We start from the raw sequence: 18,851 nt of genomic DNA on the forward strand, positions 1-18,851 counted from the left end.
GAAATCGCCCAAAGCACACACGAAAACAGAGACATCAAGCCAAGAAAAACTTTTTGGAGAAATTCAAAACAGCTTCTCAGTCTTAATTTCCGTTTATGTTCTTCCGATTATAATTCTCCCTCGTAAAAAATCAGTTTGCCACTTATGAGCGTGGAAGTTTGTCTTTCGTTGAAGCCGACTTTAAGACAGAAATTCTCCATACATAACATTTCACGATAATAAGGGAACCATATAGCAGCCTTTGATGAAATGACAATAAGCCTCCGGTAAAATACGTATTTCAAAATAGATAATAATTAGACCAGATTCGTTCTACGATTCAGAATTCATATATCTTTGAGGGTTATTTAAAATAGGCACAAAGATTTACTAAATTATTGCTTTCCATCTCCGAATGAATAGTTTATTTAAAAAACTAAATTCTGTTGCTGTTAGATTACGAAATGAATCAGAAAGCATGATATAGAAATTGTATAAATCCTGATTGGTAAAAACCTTAGTATAAGTTAAATAAATATCAACTCCGAAATGTGTACTGATTTCCTCTGGAATTTCCTTTAAAAAATCAATCGCATAACGAAGCATTTTAGAGTTAAGTTCTAATTCACTTTTTCCGTTATTACTCCAAATAGTATCTCTATATTTTTTTATCAAGTCGTATAAGTTGATGTAAGGCATATCTTTTTTAGAGACTATGAATCCCAATAAATAGCTTCGGTTCCACTGCCGATTGATGTAAAATTCTTTTAAATGCCATTCATTAAAAACAAGCTCTTCTCCATTTCTGTTAATGGGAAAATAAGAAGTATGATAATTCCCGAAATTTTCAGAACCCTTTACTGTAACTTCTGCCATTAAATTTTGAGGCTTCTCAGATAGAAGTTCCAAGTTGTCATCTAAATAGATTTGATAATTATAACTCATAAATTATTGGTATTTAATATTTTGTTTTAAATAGATGTATAGTTCCAGTCGATAGTTGTATATAACAAAACTATAAGTTCTTAATGAACAATGTATCATAAGTCAGAATAATAGTCCAAAGTCAGAACTAATAGTAACATATTGGACACAGCTCATAACTGGAGTTGATTATGAATCAATTTATTATTATCATTGAAAACAGAATCCAAATATAAGAAGAAACTTACAGCTGAATCTTGTTTTCATTTACTCAAATTTCCCTATTAGTTATTCCCACATTCCAACGAGATCTCCATCTAATGTTTTCAAACCGGTATGAAGATGGCAATTGGGGCAAACGTAGTCGTCTGGTTCAGTAACTAATCGCCCACCGCAAGTGCAATGTTTAATATTAGAATCTGTCACAAAAAAAGTTTTTCCACATGTCTCACAGTGTAAGGCTGTCCCATGCTCAGCACCAAAACCATAGTAATTATTCCAAGTATGACCACAATGGTTACAAGTCATTTCTAAACATACTCCCATTTTACTTCTTACTTTATTAATTTCGAAATCGTTTTTAATTATTTGAAAGCTTACAGTATAGTTAAAGTTCATCCAATTCTTCCCCACTTCTTTCCATGATGTTCGCAGCCAGTTTATCCGCTACTTGAATGATTGTAACCAAGGGATAGAGTTTCAGTGAGGTATCGAAACATCTCTGGTCTTCATAGCTGTTTAAGTTAAGTCCCCAGGCTCCCATATGCCAGCGTATAGCTAACATTTCATCATCAGTTAATGATATACCATTACAAAGGATAAGGATAACCGATTTTTCCCCATGTCCCATCGGGAAGTTTTTGTAAGATACTTTATATCCTTCACTATCCTCCCAAGTACCTATTGCTGTTTTCTTTTTCTTGACGCTCCGGAAGTAAATATCACTTTTGCAAACATCATGAAGTAGACTGGCAATAATTACGCTGTCTCTTTCTACTTCCTTCTCCAATCCGGGTCCTAGTGCAATCATTCCTTCCCATACCATAAGTGCTGCTTTGCATGTATTGAGTGAATGCTGTACTAATCCTCCTTCAATATTGAGGTGATGGGTAGAAGAAGCAGGTGCAGTAAAGAATCCGATTTTCTCCAATCCTTCCAATAAATCTTCAACTCCTTCACGATTGGTTGAACGAAGTAACTCTATAAATTCGTCTTTTGTACTCATCTTATTATTGATTGTTCGGTGCATAAAGGTATAAAAAAGATTGTTCTCTTGAGAAAAATTATTGCTCCTAAAAAGAATCACATTTTAATTCCCGAAGAAGAAAAATGAATATATCTCTCACCAGTACACTACCAACCTGGATGATGTGATTATGTTGAAGGCATGATTTGTCCTAAAAAAATATATTGAAAGAACTAGGCTATAATATGCTGACTAGGTAGTTTATATTTATTTGGGGAAACAGGATTCAAAAACTTACAACTGAATCCTGTTTCCATTTACACAAAATTTTGTATAGTGCCTTACATTTCCAAACTATCTTTTAACCGCTCTAAATTTGTATTGCTCCCCAATACTATTTGAATAATCTATATTAGCAATGTCACCATCCAAACTGGTAAACTTATAATACTCTGTAATAGGATCTAATGTGGTTCCTATAACAGTATTCCCTTCAATCTTATACTTTCCTATGTAATAATCTGAGAACATTACCGTTTTGTAGGACCCATCACTTTTCAATGTCATATAGATATACCCTTCAGGAACATCCACACTTTCCCCATCTTGTTCAGCCCATATGACATTCCACGTACCAACAACCTTTTCTGCTGTCACAAATACCTCTTCATCGTCTTTAGAACAAGAGGAAAAAGATACAATCATAGCTGCGAATAGCAGCATTACACCAAATAACTTTTTCATTTTTCTTTCTCCATTTCTATTTCAAAATAAGTATTTTCCCATTTAAAAGCCTTTTGAGTACCTAAATCAATCCCCCAGGCCAGTACGTTCAGTAAATTTATGCAAGCAACAGGATTGAAAGTTGATTCCAATCTCAAGGGGGTTGGTCTATAACCTTCCTTTTTTGCAATAAGTTCTTTAGAAGATATTTTCTTTCGAATGCGGACGCTTGTTTCACCACTCACTCCTATCGTAGCTATTTTCATACCATTGTCATAGATTCTTGTACCTTCTTCCCCAACAAAAGTAACAGTCTGTCTTGCACTTGTAAATATAGAACAGCATGAAGTGTTCAAGAATGGAATAAGAATTCCTAATAGAAACAGTTTTTTCATTTTACAAATCTTTTAGTTAAACATATATTTATTGCAATAAATCCAATAAAGGTTTGTCATACGTTTAACCAAAAAGAAAGACGCAGACAACCACCTACGCCTCTTGGCTCACCACAAGCCATAACACACTAAGTGAGAAGTCTGCGCCATATACGGACTCCTCAATGTGTGTTATTATAGCTCGTTCAGTTCCGAGGTGGTGATTCAGAGGCGATTGAGCTACGATATGTCAAATAAAAAAGCGCACCGGAAAATCCAATGCTTTGCAAAAGTAGCCAATATATTTTATAAATCAAAAGTTTGATGGCCAATCTTCATCCACTATACATAAAAGATAATTTATAGATTCTGCCTCCATAAAAACTTTCTTCTGAATACTCAATCAAAACCCCTAACATAACAAAATGTCAATCTCTCCTATCCCCCACTCAAATTTTCTAATTTAACCGCTCCAATCCCCATGCTTCCTTTTTTAACAAGGAAAAACATTTATACAAATTCAAAAAGAAACAATATTCAAATAAATAACAACCGCTATCACACAAATAAGAAATAAACCACACATATCCTCCACAAAACACAAGCAAACACGTACAAAAAGCAACTCCCATTTTCACACTCCAGGCCTCCCATTCCGCAAAAAAACACCCCCAAAATCCACATTTTCCAACCTCCTCCAGCAGCCCTAGAAACCACCTTCCAAAACGCAAGTACATTTGCCCTCAAACGCCCTTGCGTTTCCTCTCAAACGTCAAAGAGTTTTTCCTGAAACGCTTCGGGGTTTTCGTCCAAACCCTTCGGTATTTTGGCGTCAAATTCAGCTTTTCAGGCCGATTTTCCCGCATTTTCTTCTCCAGATTCATCCGAATACCCGTTTTTAGACAGGAAGCACCCCCTCTACAAGCCTTCTGAGAGGGGTAACTCAAAATTATACACAAAAAAATGCGAAATTCCGTTCTTCAGAAAGAAAGCAGAATTTCGCATTTCAAATCTTATATTCAGCAAAGAGCGAGAAATAAGGACAAAGTGATTTTTCCATTCAATACATCTCCCAATACTTTTCACACTCATGAAGGTAGTCTGTTTCCGGATGGGTACCGAACACCAGTGCATAGAAGGAAGTACCCCGCAAACGGGCACGATGGATGTCGGCCAGCAACGCATCATCGGGAGGGGGCATCTCGAAATCGGAAATCAGCACCACGTCGGCCCGATGCCAGCCGTGGGTACGCAGCATCATCAGCGCTTCGGCAAAAGCCGGACGCACATCGGTACCGCCGTCGAAACGACGTTGCAGGAAGTCCACCAGCACAGGGAAATCGGTCTTCAAATCGCGTACCAAGAGGGTTTGGATGTCTTCCGAAAAGTTGATGACGTAACATTTCCGCGAGGTGGCTTCCGTCAGTCGGGCAATGGCCAGCACGGCCGACTTGGCCAGGCGTTCACGGCCTTCGCGCATGGAACCGGAGGTGTCCACACAAATGATGTAGGGGCCCTGGGCACTGACTTTCTTTTTCTCCGGCGAACGGTCGGAACGGTCCTCACGGGAATAAGAGTCGAACTGTTGCAGGCGTTTTTCCACATAACGCTGCATGAAGACAGGATAGAGCCCCTCGTCCGTGAGGTAGCAATACTCCACGGGCAGCAGGCTGTTGAGGTCGTCGCCCAAGGTCACTCCTTCCACGTCGCTTTGGGCGGCATGATGAATCAGGCTGTCGGCCCGGAGTCCCGACAGGGAGTCGAAACTTTCTTTCCGTCCACCCACGTTCTTTCCCAGGCAGCGCACCAGCTCGCGTATCTGGCGGTTCTGCTCCATGGCTTTCTCATAGGGCACCACTTTCTGATAGAGTTCCGGATGGTTCCGCAACAGCCATTTCACGCGCGAGCCCCGGAGGTTGCCCTCCGTTTTCAGACCGAACGACTTGTCCAGCAGGGCGAACCCGCCGCACAGGCGGAAGAGGTGCTGGTACTGGTAGTCGTATTCCTTCACCGAAAGCAGGTGGTGCCACTTGTCCAGAAAGAGTTCCTGCAAGGCCGCACGTTCTTCGCTTCTTTCGGGAAGCTGGGAGAGGCGACTGATGTAATAGGACACATCGAGTTCGGCCAAGGTATAGCGCTTGCGGAAGGCCGTTTCCATCCGTTGCAGGAAGGTCAGGAAATCGGCCGACGAAAGGGTTTCGTTGGCATAGAAGACTTCCCATTCAGGGGTATAGCGGGAATAGAATTCCTGAAGCGAGGGCACCGTCTTGCGGTAATAGTCCCACACACATTCTTCCAGCTCGCTCTCTAATACCGTCCGCCCCTGAAGATATTCTTCCATCCGCGCCCGGCTCCGCTCACGAAGTTGCTCCAAATAGGCTGTTTTCAGGTCTTTCAGACGGATATTCCTCGTTCTCTTTCCGGTATGCATGTTTCATTTCCTCCAATTCGTTCCGATAGCGGAACAGGGCTTTCGTCGGCTCGCCCAGTATCCGGCTCATGGCTTCTTTTTCTTTTCGTCCGACAAACAGATGGTTCGCGCAATAGTCGGCTTCTTCTTTCACCCAGTCGCCGCAATGGGCTTCCACGTGGCCGAGCTGCTGTTCCAGCCGACTGAAGCGGGCGGGAAGGTCTTCGTGCGACTGTACCTCCATGGCGGGCAGGGCGGTGCAGTCGGGCGTGCACAGCAAGGGGTATTCATAGTCGTTGATGAATACCGAACGGCGGCCCCGACGGAGGGTGTAGACTTTCGAGGGAGATACCTTGCCGCGCATCGAGGGGTCGTATTTCTTCAGCACGTAACAGTCGGTCTTGTACTTGTCCTTATGCAGGTAGAACTGCTTGCCGGTATCATCCAGCTGCTGGTAGTCGGAAGCGAAGAGGAGCAACCGTCCGGCCAGGCGTACGCGCTCCACCTGGTAATAATAGGAGTCGACCAGTTGCAGTCCGGCATCGGCCCGCTCGCGCAGGGCTCCTGCGGAGTCGAGTTCTTTCTTCAGGGCTTGCAGGTCGGCTTCAATGCCGGAGAGGTTCAGCACATAGCCGCGCACGCTCTCGCCTACCGCGGTCAGCACGGCATCGCGCACCCAGTCTATCTGCCCGGTCTCGTTCCACAGGCAGTGTACCATCAGCAGGCAGTCGGACAGGCGGACTTCGGTATTTCCTTGCAAGAAGGCGGAGGCCCGCAGCAGACGCACGATTTTCTTCCAACGGCGGTCGGACACGTACAAGGCGGGCGAAGCGGGTACATCGGCATTTTCCAGCTGACGGTTGTAGTCTTCCAGCTTGTCTTTGAGGGAATGAATCACTTCCAGCACGGAATAGTGCAGACCGACGGCTTTCATCTGTTCCTGCCACCGACGGTATTCTTCGTCGCTCACGGCCAGCTGCTCGTCCATTTCCGGCTCGCTTTCATCGGCGGTCAGAATCATCTGGTCGAATTCAGACAGGTCTTCAATGCCACCCACTAACTTGCGCACCAAGAAGCGGTCGTACAAGGCTTCCAGTCCCTGCCCTGAAGCGGGGAGTTCGTTCGAGGCGGCAATCAACCCTTTCATGGGCACCTGTACGGTGAACTGTCCGTTGCGGTAGATTTTCTCGTTGATGACGGTCAGCAGGGCATTCTGGATAGCGGGACCGGCTTTCCAGATTTCATCTAAAAAGACCACAGTGGCGGTGGGCAGATAGCCTTCGGTCATACGCTCGTAGGTGTCCTCGTTTTTCAGCTTGGCGATGGACACGGGGCCGAATATTTCGTCGGGGGTACTGAAACGCGACATGAGGTATTCGAACGCGGTGCCTCCGCGGAACATGAGTTTCAGCCGACGGGCCACCATACTCTTGGCTACTCCCGGAGGGCCCAGCAGGAAGATGCTCTCTCCGGCCACGGCCGACAGCAGGGCCAGGGCCATGATTTCTTCCTTGCCGTACACCCGCTCGTTCAGGGTTTCCAGCAGTTTCTCAATGCGATTTCTCAATGCTTCCATTTGACGTAGAGTGAGGGGAAAAACTTATGTTGTTTCGACAGCACGTTGAGGGTCTGGAGCACCACCGATAGCACAATCAGTCCCAGTCCCAAGTAGAAACTGAAATTCAAGTCCTTGGCTTCCTGGAAAATAATCATGGCACCGATGATGCTGTATATCGGTTCGAGGTTGTAGCTCAGATTGACCGTAAAGGCGGAAATGACCTTGAGCACCTGAATCTGGAGGATATAGAGTCCGACGGTACAGACCGATGCCAGACAGAGCAGGTAAACCAGGTCTTTCGTACCGGGCAAAATGGAGGCTACAGGGAAATAATGGAGGTAGAAAGGCAACACACACGACAGGCCCAGGAAACCGCCCAGCATCTCGTACATCAGCATGGTACTGGAAGTGTAGTTTACGGCCACCTTCTTGTTGACAATGGTAAACAGCGAAGCCAGGGCCGACGAGATGATACCCATACAGATACCGGTCCGGTAACGGGTGTCGAAATGGAAAATCAGCACGATGCCAAGCACGGCCACTAAGCTGAACAGTATCTCCCGCAAGGAGATGCGGTGACGGTTGATGAGGGGCTCAAAGATGGCCGTAAAGAGGCTCATCACCGACAGGCAGACCACGCCGATGGACACGTTGGAGGCCTTGATGCTGCCGTAGAAGAAAATCCAGTGGCTGGCCAGCAACAGTCCCACGGAGGCAATCTTTGCCACATCGCCCCAGCTGACTTTTCGCAGCTTCTTCAGGAACGAGAGCAGCAGAAAGAACATCACGGAGGCAAACATCATCCGGTACCACACTAACAGCCCTTCGTTCAGGGATATCAGTTTTCCAAACACACCCGTTCCTCCGGCCAGCAAGATGGAAAGGTGCAGTTTTATAAATGCTTCCTTCATATGCAAAAATCGAATGTGATAACTATACAAGAAAGCGAAGAACCCTCCCGAATGACCGGCGGAATTCTTCGCTTCTGAATTTTTTAGGATGAATACAATCGCTACCTGATTACAGCGGCATGTTACCGTGTTTCTTCGGCGGATTGCTCTGGCTCTTGTTCTGAGTCATTTCCAATGCCTGAATCAGTTTGTAACGTGTATCTTTCGGCAGAATGATTTCATCGATGTAACCCTGCTCGGCCGCGCGGTAAGGATTGGAGAATTTCTCCTTGTATTCTTCCACTGCCTTGGCTTTCTCTTCCGGAGTAGCCTTGCGGTACAGGATGTTTACGGCACCGTCGGCACCCATTACGGCGATTTCGGCTGTCGGGTAAGAGAAGTTCACATCGGCACCAATCGGCTTGCTGTTCATTACGATGTAAGCACCTCCGTAAGCCTTACGGGTAATGACGGTAATCTTAGGCACAGTAGCTTCTGCGTAAGCATACACAATCTTCGCGCCGTGACGGATGATACCGTTGTGTTCCTGTGTACATCCCGGCAGGAAGCCCGGCACGTCTTCGAATGTCACGATAGGAATGTTGAAGCAGTCGCAGAAACGGATGAAGCGGGAAGCCTTGTCAGAGGCATCGATGTCGAGTACACCGGCCAGATAAGCAGGCTGGTTAGCCACGATACCTACGGAACGTCCGCCCAGACGGGCAAATCCGACCACGATGTTCTTGGCAAAGTGAGGCATCACTTCAAAGAAGTACTGGTTGTCGACCACCGGCTCGATGATGTTCTTGATATCATACGGCATGTTCGGGTCGTCCGGAATGACGCTCATCAGTGATTCATCGGCACGACGGATGTCGTCGTTGCAAGGAATCATCGGGGCATCTTCCATGTTGTTGGAAGGAAGGAAGCTCAACAGTTCGCGGATGCTCATCAGGGTTTCTTCTTCGGTGTCGCAGAGGAAGTGTGTCACACCGCTCTTGCTGCTATGGGTATAGGCACCACCCAGTTCTTCCTTGTCCACTTCTTCGTGGGTCACGGCTTTCACTACGTCCGGACCGGTGATGAACATGTGGCTCTTTTCCTTCACCATGAAGATGAAATCAGTCAGGGCCGGAGAGTAGCAGGCACCTCCTGCACACGGACCTAAGATGGCCGAAATCTGCGGAATCACACCCGAAGCGATGGTGTTCTGATAGAAGATGGAAGCGTAACCGGAGATACTGCCTACACCTTCCTGAATACGGGCACCACCCGAGTCGTTCAAGGCAATGACCGGAGCACCGTTCTTCAGAGCCAGTTCCTGTACCTTCACGATTTTCTGGGCACCGGTTGTGCTCAGTGTACCGCCAAATACGGTGAAGTCGTATGCATATACATAAACCAGACGGCCGTCAATCTTACCGTAACCACATACGATACCGTCGCCCGGAATATGTTTCTTGTCCATGCCAAAGTCTGTGCAATGGTGGATTACGAACTTGTCGATTTCATTGAACGTACCCTTGTCGAGCAACATGTCGATACGTTCGCGGGCTGTCATGTGACCGTTGGCGTGCTGTTTTTCCACACGTTCTACGCCACCGCCCTGAGAAGCCAGCTTGTCCAGCTCCTCAAATTTCTTATATTGTTCTGCTGTTGTCATTGTTCGTCTTCTTTAATTACATCCAACGTCATTATTACCTGATTGCTGTTGACGGAGTCTCCTTCGTTCACGAGGATTTCCTTCACCACGCATTCACTGTTCACTTTGTAGTTGCTCTGCATCTTCATGGCTTCAATCACTACCACGATGTCACCAGCCTGCAAGCGGTCGCCTACCTTTACCGGAATCTTGACTACCTTGCCCGGCATCGGAGAAACAATCTTGTCCTGCTGCTTCTCTTCGGCACCCTTGCGCATGCGCAGGTACTTGGCCTGAGAGTCGATGATATCGATGTTGTATGACTGGTAATGCGCATTGACGGTGTAGCTCTTTCCGCCTTCCTTACGAATCAGTTCGGCGTTGTACGACTTACCTTCGTGCAGAATGGAACAACTTCCGTTTTCGGCCATCACGATGTCCACATCGTAAGGCACTCCGTCGATGGTCAGCTGTACCTTATTGCCTTCCTTGCTGACCAAGGTCACGTCTGCAACTCTGTCTCCTATATGTATTTCCATAATCTTCTACTTTAATAAATACGTTTAGATTCGCAATACACCTTTCTTCAGGCCGAATTCACGCCAACGGCTGATCGGACGGTTATCGCTGGAAGCCGACTTGTTTTCTTCCAGATTCATCAGGTAGTCGATGTAAGCGGCAATCATGGCGATGTTTTCAGTTTCTTCTTCCTTCTGTCCGGCCCATTTACGCAGCATATCCTGGTGTTTCGGGATGAACAGGGTATTGTAGTGACCTTCTACGAAGTCGGGCACATTCATGATGTGACGCAGGTAACTGATGTTGGTCTTCAGGCCGGTAATCTTGTATTCGTACAACACGCGACGCATACGTTCGATGGCAAACTCACGGGTAGTAGCCCACACAATCAGCTTACCAATCATCGGGTCATAATAAATAGGAATTTCGTAGCTTTCGTACACATAGCTGTCGATACGTACACCGATGCCGTTCGGTTCAATCAGCTGACGGATGACACCCGGAGAAGGCATGAAGTTGTTTTCAGAATCCTCGGCACAGATACGGCATTCAATGGCATGTCCACGCTGCTGCAGGTCTTCCTGCTTGAAGTGCAGCGGTTCGTTGTTCGCGATGCGAAGCTGTTCCTTCACCAGGTCCACGCCTACCACTTCTTCCGTAATCGGATGCTCTACCTGCAAACGGGTATTCATTTCCAAGAAATAGAAATTGCGGTTCTTGTCGACCAGGAATTCGATGGTACCGGCTCCCTTGTAGTTCACTGCCTTAGCCGCAGCCACGGCAGCTTCCCCCATTCTCTGACGCAATTCAGGAGTGACAAAAGGAGAAGGAGTTTCTTCCACGATTTTCTGGTTACGGCGCTGGATAGAACACTCACGTTCAAACAGATGTACCGCATTACCGAAATTATCACCTAAAATCTGGAATTCGATATGATGAGGTTCTTCTACGAACTTTTCCAAATAAACGGTATCGTCACCAAAAGAAGACATAGATTCCGAACGGGCTGTATTGTAAGCTTCTTCCACTTCACTTTCGCTGTGGATAAGACGCATACCCTTACCTCCACCTCCCATGGAAGCCTTCAACATGACCGGATAGCCTATCTGATTACAGATTTCCTTGGCCTCTTCCACACTCTGCAACGGTTGTTCAGTTCCCGGAACAACCGGTACACCGGCTGCAATCATGTGCTTACGAGCTGAAATCTTGTCTCCCATGGCATCCATCGTTTCCGGATCCGGACCGATAAAGATAATACCTTCCTCACGGCAACGACGTGCAAATTCTGAATTTTCAGACAGGAATCCATATCCCGGATGAATGGCATCCACTCCATGACGTTTGGCCGCCATGATAATCTTATCTATGTTCAGATAACTTTCGCGTGACGCAGCAGGGCCTATCAGACAAGCTTCATCCGCATAAAGTACGTGGCGAGCCGTTCTGTCGGCTTCGGAAAAAACTGCGACGGTACGAATGCCCATTTCACGGCAAGAACGCATCACGCGCACAGCAATTTCACCACGGTTAGCGATCAATACTTTGTGTATCATGCTTTATGTTTTAATTATGATTTCTATGATACCGGGTCGTTCTCACACCACCCAATTAGCTGATTATCCACACGCTGAAAAAATCATTCGTGCACAGATAACCTAAAAACTGTGCAAAAATAGCAAAAAAAGAGACACCGTTCCAACGAATGCCTCTTTTTTTGCCAAATCGCTACTTTTTCCCCACAAAATACCTACAAATGAGGAGATAATTATCTTCCTAAAAACAATAACGCAAAGTCGAGTTTACAAAACAACGGAATGCCCAAGATGCATTTTTATTCCTGAAATATTTTATAAATTCTCATTTTGCAGGTCTGGAACAATTTAAGCCCACCGATTTATCGAGTCTGACGGACCGTATAAATCACCTTTCCGTCTTTATTGATCATGTGCAGGCATAACTCTTTCTCATCGGCCGAAACCAAAGAGAAACCGGATTCACCGCTACAGAACTGGGTTCCGTCGACGGCTTTCACCTTACGGCTTAACGAACCGGAAGAGTTTACCACGTAATCAATGGCACTTCCCGGCTTACGGATATACTGGAAATTATGAATATGACCACACAGGTACATATTTACATTTTTATGCTTGCGCAAAATGGAGTCTACTCTTTTTTCCATGTCCAGACGTTCGGCATCGCTCTTGTCGGTATCGGCAAAAATCGGATGATGTCCCACGACCAGCACCCAGTCTTCCTTGGCGGCGGTCAGCACAGAGTCTATCCATGCCAACTGCTTGTCCATGTCCTGCCGACAGGCATCCGGATATTTCTCCACATCTTTCCGATATTTGTCCAACAAGGGAGCGGTATCAATCATGACCAAGCGCACGGTCACATCGTCATTCTCCAACACTTTCGTATAATAACGGGCCGGCATTTCCCAACGGGCACTCACCTGGGCATAATCCAATACGGCCTGGGTATTGCCACGGTATTCATGGTTTCCCAAAATAGGATACCAGGGAATCATCAGTTCCGGATGACTGTATATCAGTTCGTAGTTGGTCATCCACAACGGGTCGTTCACGCTGCGGACACCTTCAAAATGGTGTACATCGCCTGCAGCTACTACAGCCTCGATATCTACATTCTCAGCCAGCTGCCCCATCAGTTCGGCGATAGGCTTCTGATCGTAATAACCGTTACGGCCCAAGTCATTGGCCAGCAGAAAGTTTACCGGCTTTTCCAACGCCTTCCATGCAGAAGCATCCTGCGCAAACGCCACCAATACAGACAAGGACAAACAGCAGGTCCAGAAAAGTTTCTTCAATGAAATCATAAATCAAGCAAATTAAATAAATTGAGATTTTCAAAGAATAAGCCCGAAACATTTTGTCCGGACTTATTCAATTGAGGAAAACGCAGTCACTCTGACTGCCTTAACAAAACTTAGAAAAGGAATCTATCATTTTGCACCATAGGCACCGAAACGAGCTTCTACTTTCGGAGATGTATATGTCTGACCGTTTACACTCAGACCTTCTGTTCCAAAATATGGAGCCAGTGCTGCATCGCTTCCGTCATATGCACCCGTCAGTACCGGAGAACCAGTCTGTACGTGGAAGTCCCAAGCCTCATCGTACACGTAATCTGTCAAAGCCACGTCGTTAATCGGGAAGTTGACAAATTTCGGGTCATTAGCCGTACATTCTTCAGCAGTCTTTGTTATCACGCTGTGTACATCGACTACACCTTCATTATAATTTTTATGTGCATATGCATATCCAGCCCAAGAATAAGCGACTCCTGACTCTTCTTCAAACACTACATCACTTTTCTGTGTTCCAGAAGCATAATAATTGTAATCGATGACAGAACTGCTATTGTATCCTCCATCCACTTTATTAGCATCCTTATAATTCGGAGTCATGGCTCTGAACTTGCAGTTTACCATCAGGTTGTTGAAGACATTTGCCAAGGCATTCTTTTCTACATATACGCAACCGCCTTTTTCACCGTCACGACGCCATCCGGCATTGATAATGGTATTGTTGTACGCCTGGATTTTGGCCATTCCACGTTCTTCGCTCTGACCGGAGCTGGACAGCTTCAAACCGTTGGTATTCGGACTGAACATCACATTGTCGGCCACATCGACCACGCAACCGGCTTTTACATTGACCGCTTCTGCCCCGTCGTATCCATTGGCGGCAAAAATATTATTGGCGATAATGGCATTTCCTCCCATCAGGTAAATGCCATCTGACCAACCGTTACGCAAAATGGAGTTTGTAATCACATAATGTCCGTTAATATTGTCAGTTGTTATCTGAGGATAAGCATCGTCTCCTGCAGTGTACATACCTGAACTAGCAGCTGGAGAACCTTCCACCACCTGGCCTCCTGTATATTCTATGACTGTATGGTCTATCAGCATTTCCCCGCAAGTTGAGGTGGCCACAATACCTCCCCACATTCCTTTCAAAGCGTTCTCTTTCGTACGTTCATCTTCTGCAATTGAGAACAAGATAGGTTTCTCAGCCGTTCCTTCGCAATACAAATTTCCATTTACGGTAAATTCTACGGGTACATGATTGGCTCCCACCCCATCAGTGCTTACAATAATCTGTACACCTTCTTTAATCACCAGACTCTTTCCTTCCGGCACTGTATAATGATCTGTAAGCTTTACAATAGTATCAGCAGGCCAAACAATGACATTGTCATTGGTTTCCTCATTGTTTCCACCATTGTTTTCATCATTTCCATCCGTATTCTCGGTACCGTCACCATTAGCAATAGGATCTTCTTCCGTACAAGCGGTCATAAAAGACAACGCTACCAATGCTGTACTTGCCAGCAAATAATTTTTCAGTCTCATTACGTAATAAATTTAGTTACTAGTTAAATTTTATATTTGATTATAGTTTATATCTGATTCCCAGCATGAACGACTGTCCATGCCATTCTTTCCGTTCAATCACGTTGCCGTTCTTACGTTCATAGTCCACATTTTCTGTATGCGGTCCCTTTTGAATGAATCGCAGCAAAGGAGTGTCCAGCAGATTGGACGCTTTGGCAAAAATACTGATGCCGTTCTTGAAGCTCTTTTCCACAGACGCATCCAGCTGCATGTAGCCGTCTTCCCAAATATCATCGTTATACCAGTTGGAAATGTCACTCAAACGCTTTCCGGTGTAACTTCCGGCAATCTGTCCTTCCCAGCCATATTTGGTGCTTTTAAAAAGCAACGATAAATTCGCCACATGGGCCGCCTGCCCGAACAACGGACGGGTTTGCGAAACGCTCTTCACATCATTGCCGTCCATGATACGCTTCTCGGTCGTAATCGTAGAGTGAGTGTACGTATAATTAGCCTTGATGCCGAACCAGTTGAAATATTTCATGATGTCCACTTCCACACCCAAGTTGGTTGCATCCCCAAAATTCATCGGCTTATAGTAGGTATCCTGTCCCTCGTTGAGCAAACCATATTCAATCGGATTCTGCAACCGTTTGTAGAACATGCCCACCATAAACTGTTCGGATGATTTCGGGAAATATTCATAGCGCAGGTCGATGTTGTCGGCCACGGTATGTTTCAAATCCGGATTACCTTTCTCCTTGTAATCTTCATTGATGATGCTGTAAGGCACAATTTCAAAGAAGCTGGGGCGGTTAATAGACCGTGCATACGATAAACGCAGGTTGGCATTCTTATGTACTCCATATTTTGCATGAAAACTGGGCAGCACATCCGTATATTTCTGGTTTCCTTCCGGATTCACATTTTCAGTCGGGAACTTCAATACATATCCTTGATTGGTGTGTTCCACACGTACTCCCGCAATGAATTCCCATTTCCGATAGGTATATTTCACCATTCCGTAGCCTGCGCCAATCTTTTCAGAAGCATCGTAGTTCAACGGGTCACTGATGTTACCGTATTTCAAGGGAGTAAACAGAATCTCATCGTAATTATTCCAGTCTTCCCCCTGATATTGCGGATCTTTCACGCCTGTTGCCGAGTTGAAGGTATATTCATTGAAAAAACTGTCACGCTTCTTGTCGCGGTACATACCTCCGACAGAGAAATCAAAGACGGAACCGCCGTCCAGTTTCAACTTGTACATCAAGTCTACATACCCTGCCTTATCTTTATCCGAATTGTGTTCCCAACGCCGGGTAGCCGCTCCAGAGGTCTGCACATGAGTGCCCTGCAAGAAAATTTCCGCATTATCCGGCGTCTCACTATAGGCTTTCGAAATCACAGCCGACCAGTTCAGGCGAAGTGCCCCATCGTCCAAAAAGGAATGTTCGCCTTTCAAGGTAGAATTGATGATATACTGGTGATTCCACTTCATACGTACGGCTCCTTCCTTGTCGTCATGACCGTCGCGCACTTCCGCCTCACGCATATCCATGTAACCGTTGTACCAGGTCAGCTTATGATGTTCGTTAATGAAATAATCCAGTTTGGCATGCGCCCCGATACGGGTCTGCTGGGAAGAGTAATTACGATACTCAATGCCGTTGTGAGTGGTGCCCGGCTGATAATACAACTGGCTTTCCTTACCACGATAGGTATTCAGGAAACTTCCGGCCAGCATCACACCCAGTTTGTTCTGGAAGAAACGGTCGCCATAAGAAATTCCGGCAGTCAGGTCCGGCAAAGGCTTTTTCCAGTTCATCCGTAAGTTGTCGGTGGTGAAATTATCCATGGTCACCCGGTTGTCTTCCGGCATTCCCATCTGTTCATAAGGCGACTGTTTGACGATGGCTCCGTGATTGAACGACTGGAAGTCACGGCCAAAATACATGGCATTGTAACCGGTCGACAAATTCACGGTAAACTGCCGTTCCGTAGGCGCATCCTTCATAATCAGGTTGACCGCTCCTCCGATTCCATCACCTTCCATGTTGGCGGTCAAAGATTTGGTTACTTCCAAACGGTCCAACATTTCTGACGGGAAAATATCCAGCGGCACAAAACGGTTTTTGTTATCCGGACTCGGAATTTTCACTCCATTTACTAATGTATAGTTGTAACGCTTATCCATACCGCGAAGAATGGCATACTGCCCTTCACCGCTACTGTTACGTTCAATTGTCACACCTGACATTCGCTGAATCACGTTGGCTACCGTAATATCCGGAGAAAGTTCTATCGCTTTCGCACTCATCACATTCACCACGTTCATTGCCTGACGTTCAATGCCTCTTGCACCGGCTTCAGTTCTTCCCGGATTAGAAGCTACCACCACCACTTCATCCAGAGCAACGTCGTCACTCTTCAAAGGAATTACAATTTCTTTCTTATCTGCTGCTATGCTGACTTCATATTTTTTATAGCCCACATAAGAACAGACCAGTGTATATTTGTCTCTGTTCACCGACAGATTAAAACTTCCGTCCAATCCGGTTACTGTTCCTTTTCCAGGGTCTTCCTTCACAATCACCGATGCACCAATAATTTCTTCTCCAGTCTGTGCATCCTTAATTTTACCTTTCACCACACCAGCTTGCAATCCTGTCGATACCAGTGATAACAATACCAATACAATCTTAGATTTCATTTGCTTTCCTTATTTGCCGCAAAAGTATCTCGTTCCATTTTCATCCGTATTGCATGGAAATTTCTTTTTTGTTACATTTAAGCAAGAGATAATGGCATAAAAAAAGAGGTATTCCTATCAAAAAGAAATACCTCTCCTTACAATATGTATAATGTCTCCAGGTTACTTCACCTTCGCCGGAAGCTGAATACTTTCCACCACTTTTTTCCAGTAACTCCGTACGTCTTTCCACGCATAATAGGGAGCCTTCTCACTACGAAGCGACAATTTCACCTCACGTTCGTTTAGCAATACCTTTACTAAGATATCCTGACCGCCCTTCTTCCGGTAAAATATCAGTTGCACATTTCCACACATCGGGATGATGCGATAAGTACGATACGTATCCGCTATGCGCTGCCAGTCAGCCGTGGAAGTCTGCAAGTCATTGATTCCCATCAGTACCGCCAAAGGAGCTAAGTTCGTATCGTGCCCGTAGCGAAGAGTCACCGCATTCTTTCCCGAAGCAATCACGGTATCGGCCGTTTCAATGAAATTCTTCAACAGATTTTTTTCGAGCTTGTACATGCAGTCGTCACTCAATGGGGAAGCTCCTTTCTCATAGTACCATTCAAAGTTGTTGCGCTGCCACAAGTCATACCGTTCCTGCGGAGTGAACAGGAAAGACAAATCGGGCTGACGGTCGCTGCTCTGACTGATGCCATGCAGTTCAAACAAATCGGTCATCAACTTCACCGGCTGAATATGAGCCTCCACATAAGAAGAATCGCAAAACAGCTGTTTCATCAAACGTGCCGGATGCACATACACGCTATCTGCCACACGATACACCGAGTCACTGTTCTCCAAATGCTGCGCTTCATACAAAGGATTCTTGTATTTTATATAATACGCATCGGCCTCACTGGTCTGCGTGGTGATATGCAGCTTCGGATTCAACCCTTTCAATTCCACACAACCCGCTGCCATGGAAAGAAAGGCACGCGTTTTATAGGTAGAACGTGCATCCACATGCACGCCGTCGGCAAACACCTCCGGATAATGCTGATACATGCGATCGACCAGCTCCCGGTGTTGCCGTGCCCCTTTCAGCGTCAGCTCGCCATAACGGTTTTCCGCTTCCTGCGCTAAGGCAGCCACCACCTTCAAAGCCCGCTTTCCGTCTGCAGTCAACACCCCAGCCTCATCCGCTGCAAGGAGAAGCGACAAAGGCTGTGTATATTTCTTTTCCTTCGTCAGATAACGCGAACCATGACGGGCAAACACAGAAATATAGAAAGGTGTATAACCTGCGGGCGCAGGGGTGAGCTGCACATCGGGTGCCTCATAGGCATAGTATTTTCCTCCCGCCAGTGCCGGATTCTCATCAATCTCTTCACGCGCCGTCTGCCCCTGCATGCACAAAGGGAAAACCAGGAACGGCAGTATCCATCCTATTTTTTTCATAAGCCTGTTTCTAATTTGAGGCATAAAAATAGTGGTTTATTCCTTCCGCTACTTTCTTGCCACCCCGAAAGTGAATCGTTCAAAGCTTACTGAAACAAAAATGCAATCCCACTGTCACCCG

Annotated in this window: 14 protein-coding genes and 1 pseudogene; all 15 read right to left on the minus strand. The window is 45.9% G+C overall.

Annotated features, from left to right (window positions below; translation table 11 throughout):
• Window positions 1-110: 110 nt before the first annotated feature.
• Window positions 111-245 (minus strand): annotated as a pseudogene (locus H6A28_RS15380) (MobV family relaxase); the annotation flags it as partial.
• 124 nt (window positions 246-369) lie between these two features.
• Entirely contained in the window at window positions 370-924 is a 555-nt protein-coding gene (locus tag H6A28_RS03035; RefSeq protein ID WP_204478777.1) for a hypothetical protein, read from the minus strand.
• 586 nt (window positions 925-1,510) lie between these two features.
• Complete coding sequence (locus tag H6A28_RS03040) at window positions 1,511-2,128, minus strand: HD family phosphohydrolase (protein ID WP_239465237.1); 618 nt, start codon at window positions 2,126-2,128, stop codon at window positions 1,511-1,513.
• A 315-nt stretch (window positions 2,129-2,443) separates the two neighbouring features.
• Window positions 2,444-2,833, minus strand: coding sequence for a hypothetical protein (locus H6A28_RS03045; RefSeq protein WP_204474294.1), 390 nt, complete (start codon window positions 2,831-2,833; stop codon window positions 2,444-2,446).
• Entirely contained in the window at window positions 2,830-3,207 is a 378-nt protein-coding gene (locus H6A28_RS03050) for a hypothetical protein (RefSeq protein WP_204474295.1), read from the minus strand. The genes H6A28_RS03045 and H6A28_RS03050 overlap by 4 nt, the downstream gene beginning before the upstream one ends.
• A gap of 1,039 nt (window positions 3,208-4,246) precedes the next feature.
• Window positions 4,247-5,617, minus strand: coding sequence for a vWA domain-containing protein (locus tag H6A28_RS03055; RefSeq protein ID WP_239465238.1), 1,371 nt, complete (start codon window positions 5,615-5,617; stop codon window positions 4,247-4,249).
• On the minus strand, window positions 5,544-7,172 hold the full coding sequence (locus tag H6A28_RS03060) for an AAA family ATPase (protein ID WP_204478779.1): 1,629 nt from the start codon (window positions 7,170-7,172) through the stop codon (window positions 5,544-5,546). The genes H6A28_RS03055 and H6A28_RS03060 overlap by 74 nt, the downstream gene beginning before the upstream one ends.
• Entirely contained in the window at window positions 7,160-8,065 is a 906-nt protein-coding gene (locus tag H6A28_RS03065; RefSeq protein ID WP_204478781.1) for a DMT family transporter, read from the minus strand. The genes H6A28_RS03060 and H6A28_RS03065 overlap by 13 nt, the downstream gene beginning before the upstream one ends.
• Before the next feature lie 109 nt (window positions 8,066-8,174).
• Window positions 8,175-9,707: an acyl-CoA carboxylase subunit beta gene (locus H6A28_RS03070; RefSeq protein WP_204474299.1), complete on the minus strand. Its 1,533-nt coding sequence runs from the start codon at window positions 9,705-9,707 to the stop codon at window positions 8,175-8,177.
• The gene (locus H6A28_RS03075; RefSeq protein WP_022354532.1) at window positions 9,704-10,225 is read right to left on the minus strand and encodes a biotin/lipoyl-containing protein; all 522 of its coding nucleotides are present in this window, start codon (window positions 10,223-10,225) and stop codon (window positions 9,704-9,706) included. Before H6A28_RS03075 ends, H6A28_RS03070 begins: the two co-directional genes overlap by 4 nt.
• A 24-nt stretch (window positions 10,226-10,249) precedes the next feature.
• Entirely contained in the window at window positions 10,250-11,761 is a 1,512-nt protein-coding gene (gene accC / locus H6A28_RS03080) for an acetyl-CoA carboxylase biotin carboxylase subunit (RefSeq protein ID WP_204478792.1), read from the minus strand.
• A gap of 341 nt (window positions 11,762-12,102) precedes the next feature.
• Window positions 12,103-13,047: a metallophosphoesterase gene (locus H6A28_RS03085; RefSeq protein ID WP_204478793.1), complete on the minus strand. Its 945-nt coding sequence runs from the start codon at window positions 13,045-13,047 to the stop codon at window positions 12,103-12,105.
• Window positions 13,048-13,173: 126 nt separating this feature from the next.
• Window positions 13,174-14,589: a right-handed parallel beta-helix repeat-containing protein gene (locus H6A28_RS03090; RefSeq protein ID WP_204478795.1), complete on the minus strand. Its 1,416-nt coding sequence runs from the start codon at window positions 14,587-14,589 to the stop codon at window positions 13,174-13,176.
• Window positions 14,590-14,629: 40 nt separating this feature from the next.
• Window positions 14,630-17,284 carry a TonB-dependent receptor domain-containing protein gene (locus H6A28_RS03095; RefSeq protein ID WP_204478797.1) on the minus strand — a complete coding sequence of 885 codons (2,655 nt, stop codon included), beginning with the start codon at window positions 17,282-17,284 and terminating at the stop codon, window positions 14,630-14,632.
• 162 nt (window positions 17,285-17,446) lie between these two features.
• Window positions 17,447-18,730 (minus strand): histidine-type phosphatase, encoded by a 1,284-nt coding sequence (locus tag H6A28_RS03100; protein ID WP_204478798.1) that lies wholly within the window; start codon window positions 18,728-18,730, stop codon window positions 17,447-17,449.
• Window positions 18,731-18,851: the final 121 nt, after the last annotated feature.

Origin of the sequence: Bacteroides mediterraneensis (assembly GCF_016900355.1) — a bacterium.
Taxonomy (GTDB): Bacteria; Bacteroidota; Bacteroidia; order Bacteroidales; family Bacteroidaceae; genus Phocaeicola.